Here is a 16,417-nt window from a genome sequence, read left to right on the forward strand (position 1 = left end):
TTATCAAATAAGTATACCTTAGATATTATAAGCCAATCCACACATAATAAAATGGTAGTCCTGCAGAGTCAGGACTACCCGATCGCACTTATCGAAATTGATGAAAATTACCATCCGCGCCAGCAGTTGGCGCACAATATTTAAAATAATTCTCTGCTTTGTCCTCACGATCGCCTGTTAGTACATAAGTCTTCTCAGCAATCCCAAGTGCCAGTTTTTTAATTGTCCGTCGGCTAGTCAGTTGCAGGGAAACTCACAGAAAAATATCATTCTCAGTAACGAGCTTTCTACTATACATCCAATCCTCTTGTGGGGCGGGCTTCTAGCCTGCCCCTAAAAACTTATTGAGAATAGTGCCCGATCTCAGGGGAAACGGAAATTGCATCCAAGGATTTCCTCCTTGAGGCCAATTGTGAAAACTGTACTGTTCGATCGCCCTAATCAATCCAACTTACCTAGATTAGACGCATCAACATATTTTAAAGGAATGACTTATGAACTTCACAGCAAGACTCACACAAACCAGCTTACTCGGTTTAATGCTATTTGCCAGCAATCCAGCGGCAACCTTTGCTCTAGGACAATCGAACACAAGCACTGCACCAACAGCGTCTCGCACTCAGTCTCCGATTGAAACCATACAAATAGCTAATGTATCCACTCCCCAAAAACTGGTGAGGGATTTTTGTGCTCGCAAAAGACAGAAAGTGGAAAACTATTTCGAGACCAGCAACTTTCGGATTTATCTGTGCTACAACCACGCCAATCAACTATATTACTATGGCGTTAAAAAGAGTAACGGCAGCACGATCGCCCTGCGTGCTCGTACTGAAGAGGGAACTGGTTACGTGGCAAAAAATGGCACCTACGATTACATTGTTACAGGAGCCAGCCTTAGTATTTATAACAAAGGCAAACGCATTCTCGAACAACGAGTGATTCGCTCCCTTTAGTATTTAAATGCGATCGCTCTTTCAAGCCCCGACTTCTTCAAAAAGCCGGGGATCTAACAGAATATCTGGCTTTTCTGCTGAGGCAGACGAAAGTTTGTGTAATTTAACCTCGAACTCAAATGACCCGCGCTTCGCCACAGTTGAGTTTGAGTTTAACAGGTTTCAAGTGCCGAATAATCTCAAAATAAAAAAACCCTCCCCAACAAGGATAAGGGAGGGTGAAAAGACAGTGAGAAATTTAAGTTTTTGCAGAATTAACAATAAGGAGTTACATCTTCGCCACACTCGTCAGCCAAATAACACAAAGCTCGAAAGCGCAGCCCAACGATTTGCTCGTAAAGCGGATTTAACTTGCACAGCGGCGGAATGGATAATAAAGTGCGATCGCCAATTTTGACTTCTCGCTCAAACGGACACTGGCTGGGAATAAACTTACACAGCAACCGAGCCAACTTTTGACTTTTAATTGCAGTGTTATCAAGCCATTCTTTTAGCGGATGCAAGGGGTCAAAGTGTGGCTTTTGACCGTAAGGGTGAGAATTTGTAGCGACATTAACGGCGGTTTCTTGTTTACCAAATCCTACCCAATTTGGCAGAGTTCGGTAGGAAACTGTATGCTCAAATACGTTCATTTTTCTCTGTTCCTCTTTTATAACGAGGTGCCAAGAACTCTCTGTAGAGCTTGTGCGATATTATCTACAATCAGTATCTACAGCATCTCGTTTTGCTTTACCGGATTGAACTTCTTCAATTAATGACTTAGGGCGAGAAAAGTAGTTCCTGATTTTTTTTAAAAGGCGGTGTGCGCTCTAAAAAGTGTCCTCATTTCAAGCCCAACAATTGATTGATAGGGTAAAAATTCTGTCTTCTACGTTTTAGCTTCAACCTTCGGTTGACTCTCCTTTTGTAGTTCAATTACTATTGTGAGGCATCCAGGTGAATTATCCTATACGTGAAAATGCGGAACTTTTAATAAAACTTATCATATTTCTAAATAAGCTCTGCTGCAAACAACCCAAAAACCCCGCCCCAACTATCTTTGCTCGCGATCGCTCAGAAACTTCTACAATGAGAAATAATCGGTATCACCGCCCTCACAACCCATGAGTAACCCAGAAACCAAAGCTATCACCCGCGAATTGCAAAGCCACGCCGCCATTCTCGGTGGCTTCGTCTCCCTCCTCTGGATTATCGAAATTGTCGATGTATTCCTGTTCGGAGGCAGGCTTAATGCCTACGGAGTCCGCCCCCGCAGCCTCGACGGACTTGAAGGCATCCTGTTGATGCCTTTTCTGCACGGCAGTTTTGCTCACTTAGCCGCCAATACCCTCCCTTTTGTGACATTGGGTTGGTTGATTATGCTGCGAGAAATTAGCGAGTTTTTTATCGTGAGTGCTGTCACTGTGCTAGTCAGCGGATTGGGAGTTTGGCTGACTGGCGCGCCTGATTCCGTTCACATTGGTGCTAGCGGATTAATCTTTGGTTACTTCGGCTTTTTGCTGCTGCGGGGCTATTTTGAACGCAGCTTTACCTCTATTTTGTTATCTTTAATTGTCGGTTTCTTCTACGGCAGTTTAATTTTGGGAGTTTTGCCCTCGCAGCCGGAAGTTTCGTGGCAAGGGCATTTCTTTGGCTTTGTCGGCGGGGTATTAACAGCTCAACTTTTGGGGCGGCGGAAACGGGAAATTAGCTAGGATTAGGACTTGTGGTGTATCCTATCATCACCTTAGTTTATTGCCCCGAACTTATTTGAAAGCGTAGGTTTTTTGTCCATAAACCTGCTTTATTGTGTAAAAAGTGCGTCCCGGATAGCAAGACTAACTGCTGACCAATAATTCAACGCGGGCAGGCAAGTACACAGTAAAAACCGAACCGCAACCTAACTCGCTTTCAACCTGCATATCGCCACCCATCATCACGCAAAAGTGACGGCTAATAGTCAATCCCAAACCGGTGCCGCCGTACTTGCGCGTAGTTGAGGCGTCGCCCTGCATAAAAGCTTGAAATAAATGCTGCAATTGTTCGGGGGGAATCCCAATGCCAGTATCAGCTACGCGAAAAATTATTGAGTCGGAAGGTTCTGCTATTTCTTGAGTGGTTAAGTTGTCATGTTTAACTCTTTCAATGCAGAGGGTAATAGTTCCCTGTTCCGTAAATTTGGCTGCATTGCTCAGCAGGTTGAGCAATATTTGACGAGTTTTGGTAATGTCAGCATACATCATTCCCAAGTGGCTACCACAATCAACTTCAAACTTATTAGAATTTTTATCTACCAAGGGTTTGACAGTAGAAACTACCTCGTCAATTAAATTAACCGGATTGAAAGTTTCTAAGTAAAGTTCCATCCGACCCGCTTCAATCTTAGAAATATCTAGAATGTCGCTAATTAAAGATAGCAAGTGTTTGCCCGCTGTTTGAATTTTTTGCAAGTCGGGGATAAAATCTTCGCAGCCTAAATCCTCGGCGTCTTCTTTGAGGATATCGCTGTAACCAATAATCGCGTTGAGAGGAGTTCGCAATTCGTGGCTCATATTAGCTAAAAAGGCGCTTTTGGCTTGGTTTGCAGCTTGAGCGGTTTGAGCGACTTTTTGGAATTCTTCTGCTAATTTGCGCTGGGTAATATCTTCGGCAATACCGACGATTCGGTAAATTTCTCCGGTTTGGCTGCGGACTGGAAAAGCCCGATCGCGCACCCAGCAAACTGAACCGTCCGTTGGCATAGCCCCCCTAGGGGATCGCACTACCCGATACTCCTCATCATAATCGCCCCGCACCTGTTTCGCAAAAGCAGCCTTGACGCGATCGAGATCCTCCGGGTGAATAGCATCCCAAAAAGCCTCCGGTTCTGACTGCAAACTCTGACAGCTCAAATTCCATATTTTTTCGCAAGCAGGGCTCACATAAACTAGCTGCTTTTGATTGGGTTCTCTAATCCAAAATACCTCATGAATATTTTCTGCCAACTGGCGAAACCGCTCCTCGCTAGCCCGCAACTTCTGCACAGCACTGTGAAATTCAGTCACATCTTGAATCAGCGATGCCACCCCAATGATGCTGCCATCAGCATCAACCAAAGTCGTATTGTACCACTCGCACAGAATTATTTTGCCGTCTTTTCTGATGTTTTCGTTAAGGCTGGTAACTCCTCCTTTATTAGTCAGCAAAGTTATAGATAGTTGCCTGACATACTCCTTAGCACTTTCAGGAACGATTAGATCGACTCCGTGGCGTCCGATAGCTTCCAAGCGGTTGTATCCAAAAATTCTTTCTGCTGACAAATTCCATTCCGCTACTTCAAAGTTTAGATCCCATTCAATCGCCCCCAAAGGAGTTTGGTGAAGATGGAGAGCCAGTTTCTGCTGCGAGTTTTTCAGAGAAATAATTAATTCATTTTTGTCGGCGATCGCAGATTCTACCCGATCTTCGAGAGTAGTAAACGCCTCTTCCAATTGACGGGCCATCGTATTAAAAGAGCGAGCCAGGACACCCACCTCATCCTCCCGCTCTACAGACGCCATCAAGCGGGGATCTACCGCCATCCCGTCCCATTCTCCCCGCGACAAAGCCTCCGCAGCCTTGCTCAGACGCTGAATCGGTACAACAATCCACCTAGAAGTCAGAGCGCCAATCGCCGTTGCCAGCACCAAAGCACCCAGACACATCACCACAGTATACCGAGTGTTGGCATTAATCCTTTCCATAAAATCGGCTTCAGGAACCGCCACCACAATCAACCAATCGAGGCCCCTGCTGTCTGAGAGTGGCGTCACCTGTATAAATTGTCGTTGACCGTCGATCGTAAAATCTAACTGGCGAGATTTGTCAATTTTGTGCAAATCCCCGAAGCGTTCTGTCAAATAGCGGGCGGTCGATCGAATTAGAAGATTCTTGCTGCTCGTTGCCACAATTCGTTTGGGAACGCCGTTGCTAACAATAAATGGCGGTTCCAGAGTAGAAGTAGCCACCAATTGCCCCGACCTTTCTACAATAAAAGTCTGTCCCGATCGGCCAATTTTTAGAGTTTCCAAGAATTGATTTAGCTTGGAAAGTGCCAAATCAGAACCCAGGATGCCAATCAGTTTTCCATCCTCGCCATAAACTGGTTGAGCGGCCGTAATCGCTAGTTTGGGAGCGTCAAAATAAGTATAAATTTTACTCCAAGTCGGTTTCCCTGCCTGCACCGGAGCTATGTACCAAGGTCGGACGCGGGGGTCGTAGTTGAGAGTAGTTTTTAATAGCTTGGTTGGTTCCCCCAACTCTGACGGCGCGTAGCTTTGAAAGTTATAGCCAGTAGATTGATTAGAAATTTGAACTTGCAACTTGCCGTCGTCGAGGCGTTCAACTCCAATAAAATCTTTTTGTTGAGAGGCGAATTGAATGTAGCTAATTTTATCAAAGGTTTTGATTTGTTGGGAGAAGTAGCGTTGCAAATTATCAGCATCCTGCACGTTCAAAATGCCGAGACGGATGGCATCGAGATTGATCTGATTGATTTGGTGTGGCGTTTCAATATAACTATTAATATGTTGCTTGATACGCGATGTGACTTCTGTCCGCAGTTGTGCGGCAACATGGTTGACCGCTATGCGCCCGTTCCGCAACGACAGCCACCCCGTCAACCCTACCGCAGCGAAAGTCTGGAGGGCAAAAGGCACAACAAGGACGATGCGAATTGGCACTTTGCCCGACATTTTTAAAATCGGGTCGGTCAGATATTTGATGGGCATGGTAAAGCAGAATTATTATGAACCGACAACATTCCGGTCAAGTACAACTTGATGAGCGCAGGTTTTAAAGTTGAGATGGTTTTAGTAGACAAAGTGCTGTTAATAACTCGGAATCTGCCGCTGGCAACTGAATTTTTAACGACTGCTACCGCCATCTTAGCGCGATCGGGAGCTTTGGGAACATTGGCGATCGAGATGAATGCAGTATCAATCCTGGACTGACTCTACACGCTCATACTATTATAGATTTGAGATTAAAGAATTAAAGAATTGGGAAAGACTGATTCTGTAAGGGTTTAGAATTTGCCGACAGTTGCATTTTTTTTTGAACTGGTATCTCCAACCCAGGTTTTTTTAGCGTTTTGGCGGTCTGCAACCAACTATTTTCTTGAAAAACCACCGATGGATCGCCGCTTGTGCGTCCAGCACTAACTATTTTTCCACTCCTGACGGGCGCTAATCAAACCAATCGAGTTTTTGGTTGACCCATACCTGAAATGAGGTATTTTGGCGTTTCAACCCGGTTGCTGCGTCAGTTCTATTTGACCGATAGCGCGATCGAAAATTATAAGTTTTCACAGCAACTGCAATTGATATCTCCACAAGCAGCTACTTTTGATAGAGTGCAACTTAATTCCGGCTCGGTACAATAAGCGCATAGTAGGATGCAACTAGCGGAGGCATGGATGATGAACGCAGTTATTGCTACTCTTGGCACTGCTCTCGGACTGAGCTCAATTTTTATCGGTTTGACCCCGGCGGTTCTCGCCCAACAAAGACTGCAACCAGCGCCCCAATATTCGGAAACGACTTTATCTGGGGACTCGTTGAGGACTGTGGAGGACAGAACCTTAGACTCTGACTACCAAAACTTGATTGGTGTACCAGAAACGGCGGCTAATTCTGCTAGAAGGGAAAGAAGCTTGGGCGATACATTTCGCCTCAAAATCGAGGGCCCTTTGGAATTTATTACTACTCCTTCGGACGCCCAGCGTCAAGGAAATCCTTTACCTCCAAAACAAACCGACAGCGGTACAGAAGCGGGAGTTCAGCTTCAGCTAGGACTTTAGCAATTTTAAATGAATTCATTTAAAGCAAGCGATCGCGGAACCCACTTTTTGACTCTCGGAGTTATTGTGACTGCGATCGCTTTTTTATCAGAGTTTTATCACAAGTTTTGTGCGGTTTCGATCACACAAGGTTCTCTATTGTGAACCTAAAATTAGACCAATTAAACTTCCGATACAGACCGATTAGATACATATCTTTACAATAGCGCATAAAACTGGCGGTGAAGGTGATGGGAAAGGCTCAACTGATCGATTATTTGCGGGGGGAGTTGGCGATATCGAATTCAGCGATCGCCGTTGCTCTCCGACACGGTGAACAAGATGCAAGCGAACTGCCGATGGTTCTGTGGCAATACGGGTTAGTAACACTGGAACAGTTAAACCTAATTTTTGATTGGTTGCAAGCTCAGCCGACTTAGCAATTTAAAATCCTGAGTTAAAAAATATGGATATCGCATTGCAATTTTTTGACAAATAAAGCTTGCACAAACGGTCGTCTAAAAGTATAGGGTTGAGTGTTTAGGTTGAGGGTGGGCCTTATTTTGTCCCAATTAGAAAAATATAAATATACAGTAGGGACACAGCAGTGCTGTGTCCTCATTTTTTTGCCGCATAAAATAAACTGCTTTCATATCAAATCGGGCAGCATCGGAATTAATATTACCCACAACTTTCGAGACGGTAGTGCCGTGTCCTCTATATCATGTCACTCGTCGTGCAACCGGAAACGCTATCAATCTGTCGAAGATGCGATCGCAGACGGCATAAAACAAACCCCACCAACTTTTAGGTTGCCGGGGCGTGTCTTATTTAATTTGGTGGCGGGAAGTGGATTTGAACCACTGACCTTCGGGTTATGAGCCCGACGAGCTACCAGGCTGCTCTATCCCGCGTCGCTTTGTCTCTCTCTAGTAGTTTCCAAAAACAAAACCCTGAAACCTTAAAGATTACAGGGTTCGCTTGAATTTGGTGGCGGGAAGTGGATTTGAACCACTGACCTTCGGGTTATGAGCCCGACGAGCTACCAGGCTGCTCTATCCCGCGTCGCTTTGTCTCTCTCTAATATAAACATATCTTTCTGAAAATTGCAACCCCTAAATCAAAAAAACTTTTTAGATTATGGGAGGGGTTGCTTAAATCGGCTCAGAGTCTCGATCGCCCTAAAGCATCGAAACTTCCCCGATTACCTCCAAGCGCTTGAAGTCACTGAGAGTGAGGTAAGTTTCCGAAAGAGTTTCGGCGATCGTCGGAGTAATCCACCCCAACTGCTTGAGCAAGTGAATCGCCACAGCAAATTGAGCACGCTTTCCCCCATCCGTCACCTTAATTGCCAAGCCCATGCCTTCGCCAACGCGGCCAATGCACTGCACCCCTTCGGCACCGGACTTGCTCACCAATTCCCCTTGAGTCAAGCGCATCAGTTCTGTGTCAAATTTGCCCTCACCGGCAACCATCATCGGGTGATGAGTCATAGCGCGGACAATCCGCTCCATCTCCACATTGTCGCCAGAGGCCAACTTAGCGTACAAAGACGCCATTTGCCCCAACTGCAACAGATAGGTAGGAGCGCCGCAGTCGTCGCGAGCGCTGATAAACTCTTCGGCAGGCATTGCCAGCAAGTCAGCCACTTTGCCCAAAATAAGCTGCTGGACGGGATGTTTGCGGCGCAAATAAGTTTCCATAGGCCAGTGCAGTTGCTGGCAGACAGCCAGCATTCCGGCGTGTTTGCCGGAGCAGTTGTATTGCAGGGCGCTCTTTTTGCCTTCGGGAATGGGGCATTGAAGTTTAGAGGGGTCAATGTCGCAGCGCCACAGGACGTTAAATACCTGGCGCGATTGCTCGATCGTACCTTGATGGGAACTGCAAATAATCGCTAAATCTCGATCGGTCAATTCGTAGCGTTCTAAAGTGCCAGTCGCCGTCACCGCCAAAGCTTGAAAAGGCTTGAGTGAAGAACGGACAAATGAGGCCGTTTCCGAGTTACCAGCAACAGACAGAACGCGCCCGCGGTTGTCGCAGACAGCGGCCTGGGCGCGGTGCCTCGATTCCACAATACCTTCGCGCAGCAATGTGACTTCCAGTTCGGGAGCTTGGGTTCGTTTTCCCCTTGTCATATCAATTTTAGATTTTAGATTTTAGATTTTAGATTGGGGTTCAGGAAGTTAGGAGTTGCGAGCTGCCAGTTAAGAGTTATAAAGTTAATCTTTCTGCGATCGTTTCTCACTCATGCACTCCGTGTGCGTTGTTGGCTGTGGGCGGCAATCTCAAAACTCAAAACTCCCTTCCATTCCCGATTACAAACAACTCCAAGTTAGTCCCCCGGCAACCAGCAATACTGTCAAACCATAAAATGTCTGCCGCAGACGCCTGAGAATTGGTTCTAGTTGGTAGTTGACAATCAACTGATCTTGAAGCAAAACTTCGGGAGTTTTAGGCCAAGATTGACAATCGTACCAGCCAGACTCTTCGTAGACGACCGTGGGATTTGAAAGGCGCGATCGCACGTAGAACCAACCCAAGTAGAGCCGCAGCAAAGCTAATCCTAGAATAAAACTGGCACCTGCGGCACCGCTGAGGACAAACTGAGCTGGATACTTGACAGGAGCAAAGCTAGAAGCAGCTATTGGCCCCGATACCAAGCAACTCCAAGCCCACACCCAAGCTAGTTTTGCCAGATATCCGGGCCAATTGAGTGTTACCCAGCTAAAAAACCAGGATTCTTTAAGTTCTTGGTATTCATTGATCGGTCGCTGTTCTTGCGGAACGGGACAAATAGAAGCAGAAACGTTTTTCACATTAGCCATCCTCACGGCGTGGGGGAAAAGTCAATGCGTTCGGCGTGTCCCCAGAACGCTTCTAAATTGTAGAACTCCCGCTCTTGAGGCTTCAAGATATGAATGATTGCGTCGCCGTAGTCCATGACTACCCAACTAGCGTCTGATAGGCCTTGTGTACGCAGTGGCAAGCGTTGCCACTCTTCTTCCACTTGGTCTGCTATCGCTTGGGAGATGGCTCGTACCTGCACGTTGGAAAATCCGGTGATGATCGCAAAGTAGTCTGCCAAATAGCATACTTCTGCCACTCGGAGCAATACAATATCTACTGCTTTGCGGTCATCGGCTGCTTGGGCAACGGTCATGATCATGCCACGGGCTTCGTCTGAGGAGGTGCCGTCGGTTGCTGTAGACTGGGCCCTGGAGTATTCGAGTTGGGTTAGATCTGACATTCAGTGTTTAATTTCCTAAGTGATAGGGTAAGGGGAAATGGGTGCGCTACTAGCCATTGGTTGTTGGCAGTTTGAGACGGGAAATAGGAGTTAGGTTGAAGCCAAAAGTAAGGACAGAATTTCTGGTGAATTTTACTTTCAACTTGTGATTTGTTCGATCGACTTCTTCGTCGAATTTCCTGTTTCCGGCGAGCGAGCCATTTGCAGCGCCCAATTCCGCGTAAGTACGGTGCGGGGGTGGATGTAGCAGCGAGTTTCTAGCAAGTATTTAAGAGAATAATCGCTAGTTTGCCACACGGCTGCATAAAGATTTTGCAAGCTTGCCTCGCGCAGTGCTTCTAGTTGAGCTGTGTTGCCGCGGCTCGGCTCTATAGTATCTGCTACAAATACGGTACAACTGAGCTGACTCATGTTTGGTCTACCGAGGGTGTGATTGGCGATTGCTTCCAAAATTTCTCGATCGACCACCCCGAATTCGTCTCTGGCGACGATCGCGCTCGCGTCTGCGTGCAGCAAATGCGGGTGTGCTTCCAACACTGAGTCTAACTCTAAACCTTCCTTCTGGGCCATTTGCAGCAGCAGTTGAGGTTTGAAGTATTTTGCCAAATCGTGCAACAAACCGGCCGATCGGGCTTTTGCTTCGTCGAGGCCGTAATGGCGAGCCAAGTCACCTGCTGTCTGTTCGACTCCCAGAATATGTTTGATGCGGGCAGCAGGAACTCTGTCTGACAGCCAAGCTAGAACGTTTTCGCGCGCGGGTGCAAGTGTCAAATATTAACTCCAAAATTGTATGAGCTACTATTTTAGCGTTTTGTTTCGATCGGCTGCGGTGTCGGGCACGCAGGGGTGTGGTGACTTCTGGGATGGGGAGGGGTGAAGGGGGCGAAGGGGGCGATCGGCTGTTTGGTAGATACGTTATCTTTTCTGGTAACTCCTGGAATATTCCAAACAGTTCCTAACTGAACAATTAGTCTAATAAACTTGCTATTTTTGGTAATTATCTCATTTTTTCTATTTTTAGTCAGTGCCATGAAAGGTTATTTTGTCGTTGAGCCGCTGCTATTTTCTCTGGGATTTTTTATGATTATTTTGTTAATTCAACAGAAAACTTTTTTTCTAAAAAATTTAATCAAAATGGTTGTAACGGGAAGTCAAAATTCTTTTTCAGTAATCTGTATTTTACTTTTAATCGCGGTAGTCAGGGCTTTCTGCATGGCTGCGAGGACAGTTCCGGTTCTTGTATATTGTGGAATTCAATCGCTCAACCATCAGTCTTTCATTTTTTTTGTATTTATGTTAACGAACGTTGTTTCTGTACTGCTAGGAACATCTTTGGGCACTCTAAGTAGGCACGGTTTCAAGCGCTTATCTTATTTTGGCAGGGGCGCCAATATTTTCTCAGAATGACTCGCTGCCACCGCCGCAAACAAAGCTTCATAATGATTCAAAGCTTCCTCAAATCCGTAATTCTCCACAGCATAATTTCTGCCTTGCTCGCCCAACGCATCCACCTTAGCAGGGTGCAAGTACAAATCCTCAATAGCCTCGGCCAAAGCCTGCGGATCTTCCGGCGCTACCACCACCCCGCCACCGCTTTGCTGCACTGCTTTTTGAGCGGTACCAGTTTCGGGAACCGAAGCCAAAATTGCCCGACCGCTGGCGAGAATTACTTGAATTTTTGAAGGCATATTGAAGTTAGTAACGCGGCGCTTTTGTACGACTAAACTAACATCAGCAGCAGCTAACAAGTCGGGCAATTTTTCTCGCGGTTCAAAGGGCAGCAGCATTACATTATTAGCTTTATAAGTTTCGCAATCTTGTTGCAAGCGGGCGAGTGCTGTTGATTCCCCCACAATTACAAAAGCGATTTCGGTTAGGTGTTTCAAACGAGCCGCTGCTTGGACAACTGTTTGCAAGCCTTGAGTGAGGGCAATATTGCCTGCATAGAGAACGACAAATTTGCCCTTGAGTTTGTGAGTTTCTCGAAATGAGTTACTTTCCTTGGGTAAGGGCCGAATGAAATTGACATCAACCCAATTGGGAACGCAAACTATTTTTTCGGGGGGTACTCCCTGAGAATGCAATTTTTTGACAAAACCGCTGTCGATGACGCTGACTTGGCTGGCTGTGCTATAGGCCAATTTTTCCAAAGCGTCAGCAATGCGAACTAGCAGTCCGTTTTTTTTGACCAAGCCGACGCGCACGGCTGCTTCTGAGACGATATCCTGAACGTTGAGGACGATCGGGCAAGCGCGAATCCAGCCGTAAAAGGCGACTGGGACGCAAATCGGTAAAGGGGGCATTGTCGAGAAAATCACGTCGGGACGCCAGCCTCTGAAAGCTTGGACGGCGCTGGAGACTACAAAACTGCCGTCTAGCAAAAGTCTGTCTAGGAGGGTGGGGTGGGGGCCGTTGACGCGCAGATAGCTGCGCTGAATTGTGACGCCGTTGTGTTCTTCGGTGAGGTAAAATTTGCCCTCATATTGCGGATAAATCCGGCGCTGGGGATAGTTGGGCATTCCTGTAACGACTCGGACTTGGTGGCCCCGCTTGACTAGGCCTTGCGCTAGTTCTGTCATCAGGGGGGCAATGCCGATCGGCTCTGGATAATAGTTATAGGAATAAATTAGAATACGCATAATATTTATTTTGAAGCAAATTGTCCTCCAGCCGCGTGCATCGAGCCTGCACCCGCAGAATTGCAGAGGATGTGGTTGGGTTCCGGGTAGGACAATAGGGGGCGAGGCGATCTTCCACTCCTTGGGAAAGAAGCCGCCCTGACCGGGCGGGTATCGCGCCCTCAGCTAATGTTTTTTCGCATTACCAGGCAGTTGCGGCGATCGTCGGTACGGATATACCGAAGGTCGTCTGTGAGCTTGTACATGAACACCAGTCCCCTTTCTCCCTCTCTGTCCAAAGGATCGCGCTGCTCTTGCATGATCGAGTGCAGCTTTGCTTCTAAGTTGAAGGGTTGACCCCTGTCCCAAATCCTAATTTCTAAGTAATCGGCAAACACTTTTACCTCAATGTCTATGGGCGTCGAGGGGGGCAAGTTCTGGTGAGCGTGGCGGACAGCGTTTGTAAAGCCTTCGTTGATTATCAGCCGGCACTGCCACCAGAAATCCGCTGGTATCATGGGCAAAACGATATTCTCCAACCATTCCAAAATGGATGTTAAAGCATTCAGGTCTGTTTCAACCTGCAGGTGCCACTCGGCCTTTGGTTGCTTGTCTTTCATCTTTCTTCCCCCTGGTCGGCCCCCACCACCGCTGTACTCAGCGGCGGAGGGAGAGAAAAAGGAGGGCAAGGTCTTGGCAACATATTAGTTAAGTCAAGCTTGAGTTGAAGAAGCCCGTTTTGCCTCAAGGTGAGCATTCCTTTCGCACCATTTACTCGCACAGCAAATGAGAGACTTCCGATACTGTAACCCGCCTCGGTAGGGCGTTTAAATAGGGAAAATTCCCGAGTCAGCTTGCGAGGAAGTGATTTAAGCATCGACCGTGTTAGCAGTCGCTACTTTTCTAAACACAGGTGAGTTCTTCTCGTCCTCGAAAATCATGCTGGGATCATTCGAGTATGACCTCGAACTCGCCAATTGCTAATTATTAATGCTCCGATTGCAGAGCTGGCAACTAGCTGTGCATTTTCTGGGCGTGTGAATTTTAACACTTAATGCTAACGTAGCTATCGCTAGCGATCGTCTGCTTGACTAAGTATCGAGTTCGACTTCCCGCCCCCCGTTGGCAACAGCACCTCAAAGTTCAGCGGTGGGTTGTTGAGGGTTCCTACACAGCGCCACTATTTTTGTTAAACAGGACTGTTACAGTTTTGACAATTAGTTTGAGGTCATACACCAGGCTCCAGTTTTGTTGGTATTTTAAATCTAAACGGATGACATCTTCAAAATCGCGGACTTGAGAGCGACCGTTGACTTGCCATTCCCCTGTCATCCCGGGTTTGACATCCAAACGCTGCCACTGAGGGACTTCGTAACGCTCAACTTCGTCTGGGGTAGGCGGTCTAGTGCCCACTAGACTCATTTCGCCTTTGAGCACGTTCCAAAACTGCGGCAGTTCGTCGAGGCTGGTTTTGCGTAAGATGCGCCCGACTTTGGTAATCCGCGGGTCGTTGTCATTTTTGAAAAATGCGCCAGAAGCCTGGTTTTTGATTTGGGCTTTCATGGCTTCGGCGTTGGTACACATCGATCGAAATTTCCAAATCCGAAATTGTCTACCCATCCAGCCACAGCGGGTTTGACCGAAAAATATCGGGCCTGGATCGTTGATAGTGATGGCTGCAGCTATAGGTACGAGCAAAATTCCTGTAATTATCAAACCGACGATTGCCCCAACGATATCTATCAGCCGCTTCACCCACGATTGCACTGAGGGGTGCGTCATCGGTAGCTGATTGTCCGAGGGGTTGGTCTCTGTGGGAGTTGAGGTTGCAGAGGGCTGCTCGATCGTCAGCACTTGATCTAGGCTGGTGAGAGCAAATACTGCCATCACCTGCGGCTTGAGGCTTCGGAGCACCAAGTCGCTACCACGCTGTTTGGCAAATTTCAGATTGCTGACTAAAGCACCGATCCCGCTACTGTCGATGAATGTCGTCTGACTGAAGTCTAGGACAATCTTGCTGGGAACGGTGGTGCTTTCCGAAAAAAGTTGCTGGCAGGTTGTCTTGAAGTTAACAGCTTCAAGTACGCTCAAGCGCACGGGTATGTGAACTGAGGGAATCTCGTCCGAGTACGTTACCCGAAAATCTGCCTCTGGGGTTTGACTGACCATGAAGTCCTGGTTTCAAATTTCAAGCTGATGTCTTTAGCCTATTCTGTCCTAGCAGCTCCACCTTTACCAAATATTATGGTTAACAAAAGGCTAGCTTTATACAAACTTTACAAAAACGCCTGCAAACTCGCCCACCGAGAATGATATCAAAGGCAAAAATAGACTTAAGTCTACCAGTGCCAGTTTTGGCCGAAAGATTTTTGAACGCAGTCGCTGCCAAACTTTGACATCGGAATCAAGATTTTTGTGGATTCAGGCCGCTTAATCTTGTCGTTAATAATTTTCCTGCCTGTCTTGCACCGGATAGCCATCGCAGTTAACAGTTAACAGCTAACACAGAAGTCAACAGTTAACGGTTAACTGGAAAACCCCCGTAACAAGCGTCGGGGGATGAGGTTAAGAATTGTAGACGTTTTCTGACTGGGAGGTTTCGCGGGTGATGGGTTTGACTTTGGCTTTGGCTTTGGCTGCGTTGCGTTTGAGGGCCTGGAGACGAGCTTCGTATTTAGCCCGCTGCTGTTTTTTGGAGGTTTGCTCGATTAAGGTTTTTAAGGCGCTGCCGAGGCTTTTGTAGGCGTTTGGGAGAGTGTAGCCGAAGCGGGTGGCGAGGGCGAGGGCTTTTTCGTCTGCGTCTACTGCTTCTTTTAAACTTTTCTCTCCGTTGTTTTTTTGGTAAAGTCTCCAGCCGGAGACGCCGCACAGGGATAGGGCTAATAACAGCAGCAAGCCGTCTTGCACCCAAAGTTCGCCGACAGCGCCGCCTAAACCAATGGCCAGGGCCGCCATTTCCCAACCGTCTCTGGGGATGGTGTCGTTTTGGATTCTGGCGACTTCGTGCCAAAATAGGAGGTTGCGCTGATCCATTGCTAGCTGTTCCCAGCGGATCAGGTCTATTTGGATTTCTACCTGGTCTTTGCCTATTTCTTCGCTGCGGATCAGGGTAGGATTAACTTCTATTGTTTTTTCTACTGTTACCCAACTTTGGAGTTCTGGGGGCAGTATGTTTTTCAAGCGCCGGATCTCACTCATCTCGGCTCTTGCTGTAGAGGTTGCATAGGATGTCATAGCTCCGGCCTATTGATTTTGCAAAGGTTAATATATGTCTATTTCTGGAGTATAGCAAACCTTGAATCCAAATATAGTCGAGTAACGGGGGTCGATCGACCAATACTTGCAATTTTACTTGATTTTAGTCTCTGGGGGCGATCGCAACTGCCTGCTAGATCCTTGACTTTCGACTATTTCATCAACGCTTCGATTTCTTGCCGTAATTTCGACCAAGCCGACCAAACTTCCGGCTTAGAAGTTATGCCTTTTTGAACTAAAACAACTCCGTCAAATACTTCAGCAATTCCGTACAAACCTCGCCGTAGAGATTCATCGGTAAAACGCACTCCCGCCAGAACTCTACCTCGGTCAACGGGAACTTTTAAATTGTTTTGCTGCAACTGCCACAACTCCAGAAACTCATAATTAATCAACAGCTAAATTTTTTAAAGTGGCGCCCACTAAATCCGTGTAATATGAGTCTAACAGCTTGTTTTATTTTCAGTTATGGAAAATATTTATCATGGTAAATCATTCGTAACAAGTTAAGCCTGTATGGCAGTTGTCAAGGGGATTTCAGAAGATGTCTCAAAGAAATATTGGTTCA

Annotated in this window: 18 protein-coding genes and 2 tRNA genes; 6 read left to right on the plus strand and 14 right to left on the minus strand. The window is 46.8% G+C overall.

Going from position 1 to position 16,417, the window contains the following annotated elements; genetic code table 11:
* The first annotated feature begins 494 nt into the window (after positions 1–494).
* A complete protein-coding gene (locus QUA77_RS21565; protein ID WP_333073129.1) occupies positions 495–953 on the plus strand; it encodes a hypothetical protein in 459 nt (152 codons plus the stop codon).
* A 254-nt stretch (positions 954–1,207) separates the two neighbouring features.
* Here the strand turns inward: QUA77_RS21565 and QUA77_RS21570 are convergent, their stop codons facing one another.
* Positions 1,208–1,585, minus strand: a complete 378-nt coding sequence (locus QUA77_RS21570) for a Mo-dependent nitrogenase C-terminal domain-containing protein (RefSeq protein ID WP_333330862.1) — start codon at positions 1,583–1,585, stop codon at positions 1,208–1,210.
* Between the two features lie 471 nt (positions 1,586–2,056).
* Here QUA77_RS21570 and QUA77_RS21575 point away from each other — a divergent pair, with 471 nt between their 5' ends.
* Complete coding sequence (locus QUA77_RS21575; protein WP_333452414.1) at positions 2,057–2,647, plus strand: rhomboid family intramembrane serine protease; 591 nt, start codon at positions 2,057–2,059, stop codon at positions 2,645–2,647.
* A gap of 123 nt (positions 2,648–2,770) precedes the next feature.
* Here QUA77_RS21575 and QUA77_RS21580 read toward each other — a convergent pair whose 3' ends face one another.
* Positions 2,771–5,680: a PAS domain S-box protein gene (locus QUA77_RS21580; protein WP_333452416.1), complete on the minus strand. Its 2,910-nt coding sequence runs from the start codon at positions 5,678–5,680 to the stop codon at positions 2,771–2,773.
* A 51-nt stretch (positions 5,681–5,731) separates the two neighbouring features.
* Between QUA77_RS21580 and QUA77_RS21585 the strand changes: the two genes are divergently transcribed.
* The 4 genes from QUA77_RS21585 to QUA77_RS21600 all read left to right on the plus strand — a co-directional run bounded on the left by QUA77_RS21585 (position 5,732) and on the right by QUA77_RS21600 (position 7,169).
* Positions 5,732–5,902, plus strand: coding sequence for a hypothetical protein (locus QUA77_RS21585; RefSeq protein WP_333452418.1), 171 nt, complete (start codon positions 5,732–5,734; stop codon positions 5,900–5,902).
* Positions 5,903–6,366: 464 nt separating this feature from the next.
* Complete coding sequence (locus QUA77_RS21590) at positions 6,367–6,750, plus strand: hypothetical protein (RefSeq protein ID WP_333061399.1); 384 nt, start codon at positions 6,367–6,369, stop codon at positions 6,748–6,750.
* A gap of 9 nt (positions 6,751–6,759) precedes the next feature.
* The gene (locus tag QUA77_RS21595) at positions 6,760–6,894 is read left to right on the plus strand and encodes a hypothetical protein (protein WP_333452420.1); all 135 of its coding nucleotides are present in this window, start codon (positions 6,760–6,762) and stop codon (positions 6,892–6,894) included.
* Positions 6,895–6,980: 86 nt separating this feature from the next.
* Positions 6,981–7,169, plus strand: a complete 189-nt coding sequence (locus tag QUA77_RS21600) for a DUF2949 domain-containing protein (RefSeq protein ID WP_333040356.1) — start codon at positions 6,981–6,983, stop codon at positions 7,167–7,169.
* Between the two features lie 397 nt (positions 7,170–7,566).
* Here QUA77_RS21600 and QUA77_RS21605 read toward each other — a convergent pair.
* The 12 genes from QUA77_RS21605 to QUA77_RS21660 all read right to left on the minus strand — a co-directional run bounded on the left by QUA77_RS21605 (position 7,567) and on the right by QUA77_RS21660 (position 16,244).
* A tRNA-Met gene (locus QUA77_RS21605) sits at positions 7,567–7,643 on the minus strand.
* 74 nt (positions 7,644–7,717) lie between these two features.
* Positions 7,718–7,794, minus strand: a tRNA-Met gene (locus QUA77_RS21610).
* Between the two features lie 116 nt (positions 7,795–7,910).
* Positions 7,911–8,864, minus strand: coding sequence for an asparaginase (locus tag QUA77_RS21615; RefSeq protein ID WP_333452422.1), 954 nt, complete (start codon positions 8,862–8,864; stop codon positions 7,911–7,913).
* A 180-nt stretch (positions 8,865–9,044) separates the two neighbouring features.
* Positions 9,045–9,554, minus strand: coding sequence for a CGLD27 family protein (locus QUA77_RS21620; protein WP_333040353.1), 510 nt, complete (start codon positions 9,552–9,554; stop codon positions 9,045–9,047).
* Between the two features lie 2 nt (positions 9,555–9,556).
* Positions 9,557–9,976, minus strand: a complete 420-nt coding sequence (rsfS, locus tag QUA77_RS21625; protein WP_333182724.1) for a ribosome silencing factor — start codon at positions 9,974–9,976, stop codon at positions 9,557–9,559.
* Positions 9,977–10,114: 138 nt separating this feature from the next.
* On the minus strand, positions 10,115–10,747 hold the full coding sequence (gene yqeK / locus QUA77_RS21630) for a bis(5'-nucleosyl)-tetraphosphatase (symmetrical) YqeK (RefSeq protein ID WP_333452425.1): 633 nt from the start codon (positions 10,745–10,747) through the stop codon (positions 10,115–10,117).
* A 32-nt stretch (positions 10,748–10,779) separates the two neighbouring features.
* Entirely contained in the window at positions 10,780–11,007 is a 228-nt protein-coding gene (locus QUA77_RS21635; protein ID WP_333452427.1) for a hypothetical protein, read from the minus strand.
* 339 nt (positions 11,008–11,346) lie between these two features.
* Positions 11,347–12,615 (minus strand): WcaI family glycosyltransferase, encoded by a 1,269-nt coding sequence (locus tag QUA77_RS21640; RefSeq protein WP_333452429.1) that lies wholly within the window; start codon positions 12,613–12,615, stop codon positions 11,347–11,349.
* Between the two features lie 161 nt (positions 12,616–12,776).
* The gene (locus QUA77_RS21645) at positions 12,777–13,214 is read right to left on the minus strand and encodes an ATP-binding protein (RefSeq protein WP_333040344.1); all 438 of its coding nucleotides are present in this window, start codon (positions 13,212–13,214) and stop codon (positions 12,777–12,779) included.
* Positions 13,215–13,761: 547 nt separating this feature from the next.
* A complete protein-coding gene (locus tag QUA77_RS21650) occupies positions 13,762–14,763 on the minus strand; it encodes a sugar transferase (RefSeq protein ID WP_333040343.1) in 1,002 nt (333 codons plus the stop codon).
* A 396-nt stretch (positions 14,764–15,159) separates the two neighbouring features.
* On the minus strand, positions 15,160–15,828 hold the full coding sequence (locus tag QUA77_RS21655; protein ID WP_015178535.1) for a DUF3318 domain-containing protein: 669 nt from the start codon (positions 15,826–15,828) through the stop codon (positions 15,160–15,162).
* A gap of 173 nt (positions 15,829–16,001) precedes the next feature.
* Positions 16,002–16,244, minus strand: a complete 243-nt coding sequence (locus tag QUA77_RS21660) for a hypothetical protein (protein WP_333040342.1) — start codon at positions 16,242–16,244, stop codon at positions 16,002–16,004.
* Positions 16,245–16,417 lie beyond the last annotated feature (173 nt).

This window comes from Microcoleus sp. K5-D4, from assembly GCF_036704575.1.
GTDB lineage: Bacteria > Cyanobacteriota > Cyanobacteriia > Cyanobacteriales > Microcoleaceae > Microcoleus.

Coding starts and splice junctions, on each gene's coding strand:
- QUA77_RS21565 (WP_333073129.1), top strand. CDS start 495: ATGAACTTCACAGCAAGACTCACACAAACCAGCTTACTCGGTTTAATG.
- QUA77_RS21570 (WP_333330862.1), bottom strand. CDS start 1,585: ATGAACGTATTTGAGCATACAGTTTCCTACCGAACTCTGCCAAATTGG.
- QUA77_RS21575 (WP_333452414.1), top strand. CDS start 2,057: ATGAGTAACCCAGAAACCAAAGCTATCACCCGCGAATTGCAAAGCCAC.
- QUA77_RS21580 (WP_333452416.1), bottom strand. CDS start 5,680: ATGCCCATCAAATATCTGACCGACCCGATTTTAAAAATGTCGGGCAAA.
- QUA77_RS21585 (WP_333452418.1), top strand. CDS start 5,732: ATGAGCGCAGGTTTTAAAGTTGAGATGGTTTTAGTAGACAAAGTGCTG.
- QUA77_RS21590 (WP_333061399.1), top strand. CDS start 6,367: ATGATGAACGCAGTTATTGCTACTCTTGGCACTGCTCTCGGACTGAGC.
- QUA77_RS21595 (WP_333452420.1), top strand. CDS start 6,760: ATGAATTCATTTAAAGCAAGCGATCGCGGAACCCACTTTTTGACTCTC.
- QUA77_RS21600 (WP_333040356.1), top strand. CDS start 6,981: ATGGGAAAGGCTCAACTGATCGATTATTTGCGGGGGGAGTTGGCGATA.
- QUA77_RS21615 (WP_333452422.1), bottom strand. CDS start 8,864: ATGACAAGGGGAAAACGAACCCAAGCTCCCGAACTGGAAGTCACATTG.
- QUA77_RS21620 (WP_333040353.1), bottom strand. CDS start 9,554: ATGGCTAATGTGAAAAACGTTTCTGCTTCTATTTGTCCCGTTCCGCAA.
- rsfS (WP_333182724.1), bottom strand. CDS start 9,976: ATGTCAGATCTAACCCAACTCGAATACTCCAGGGCCCAGTCTACAGCA.
- QUA77_RS21635 (WP_333452427.1), bottom strand. CDS start 11,007: ATGGCACTGACTAAAAATAGAAAAAATGAGATAATTACCAAAAATAGC.
- QUA77_RS21640 (WP_333452429.1), bottom strand. CDS start 12,615: ATGCGTATTCTAATTTATTCCTATAACTATTATCCAGAGCCGATCGGC.
- QUA77_RS21645 (WP_333040344.1), bottom strand. CDS start 13,214: ATGAAAGACAAGCAACCAAAGGCCGAGTGGCACCTGCAGGTTGAAACA.
- QUA77_RS21650 (WP_333040343.1), bottom strand. CDS start 14,763: ATGGTCAGTCAAACCCCAGAGGCAGATTTTCGGGTAACGTACTCGGAC.
- QUA77_RS21655 (WP_015178535.1), bottom strand. CDS start 15,828: ATGACATCCTATGCAACCTCTACAGCAAGAGCCGAGATGAGTGAGATC.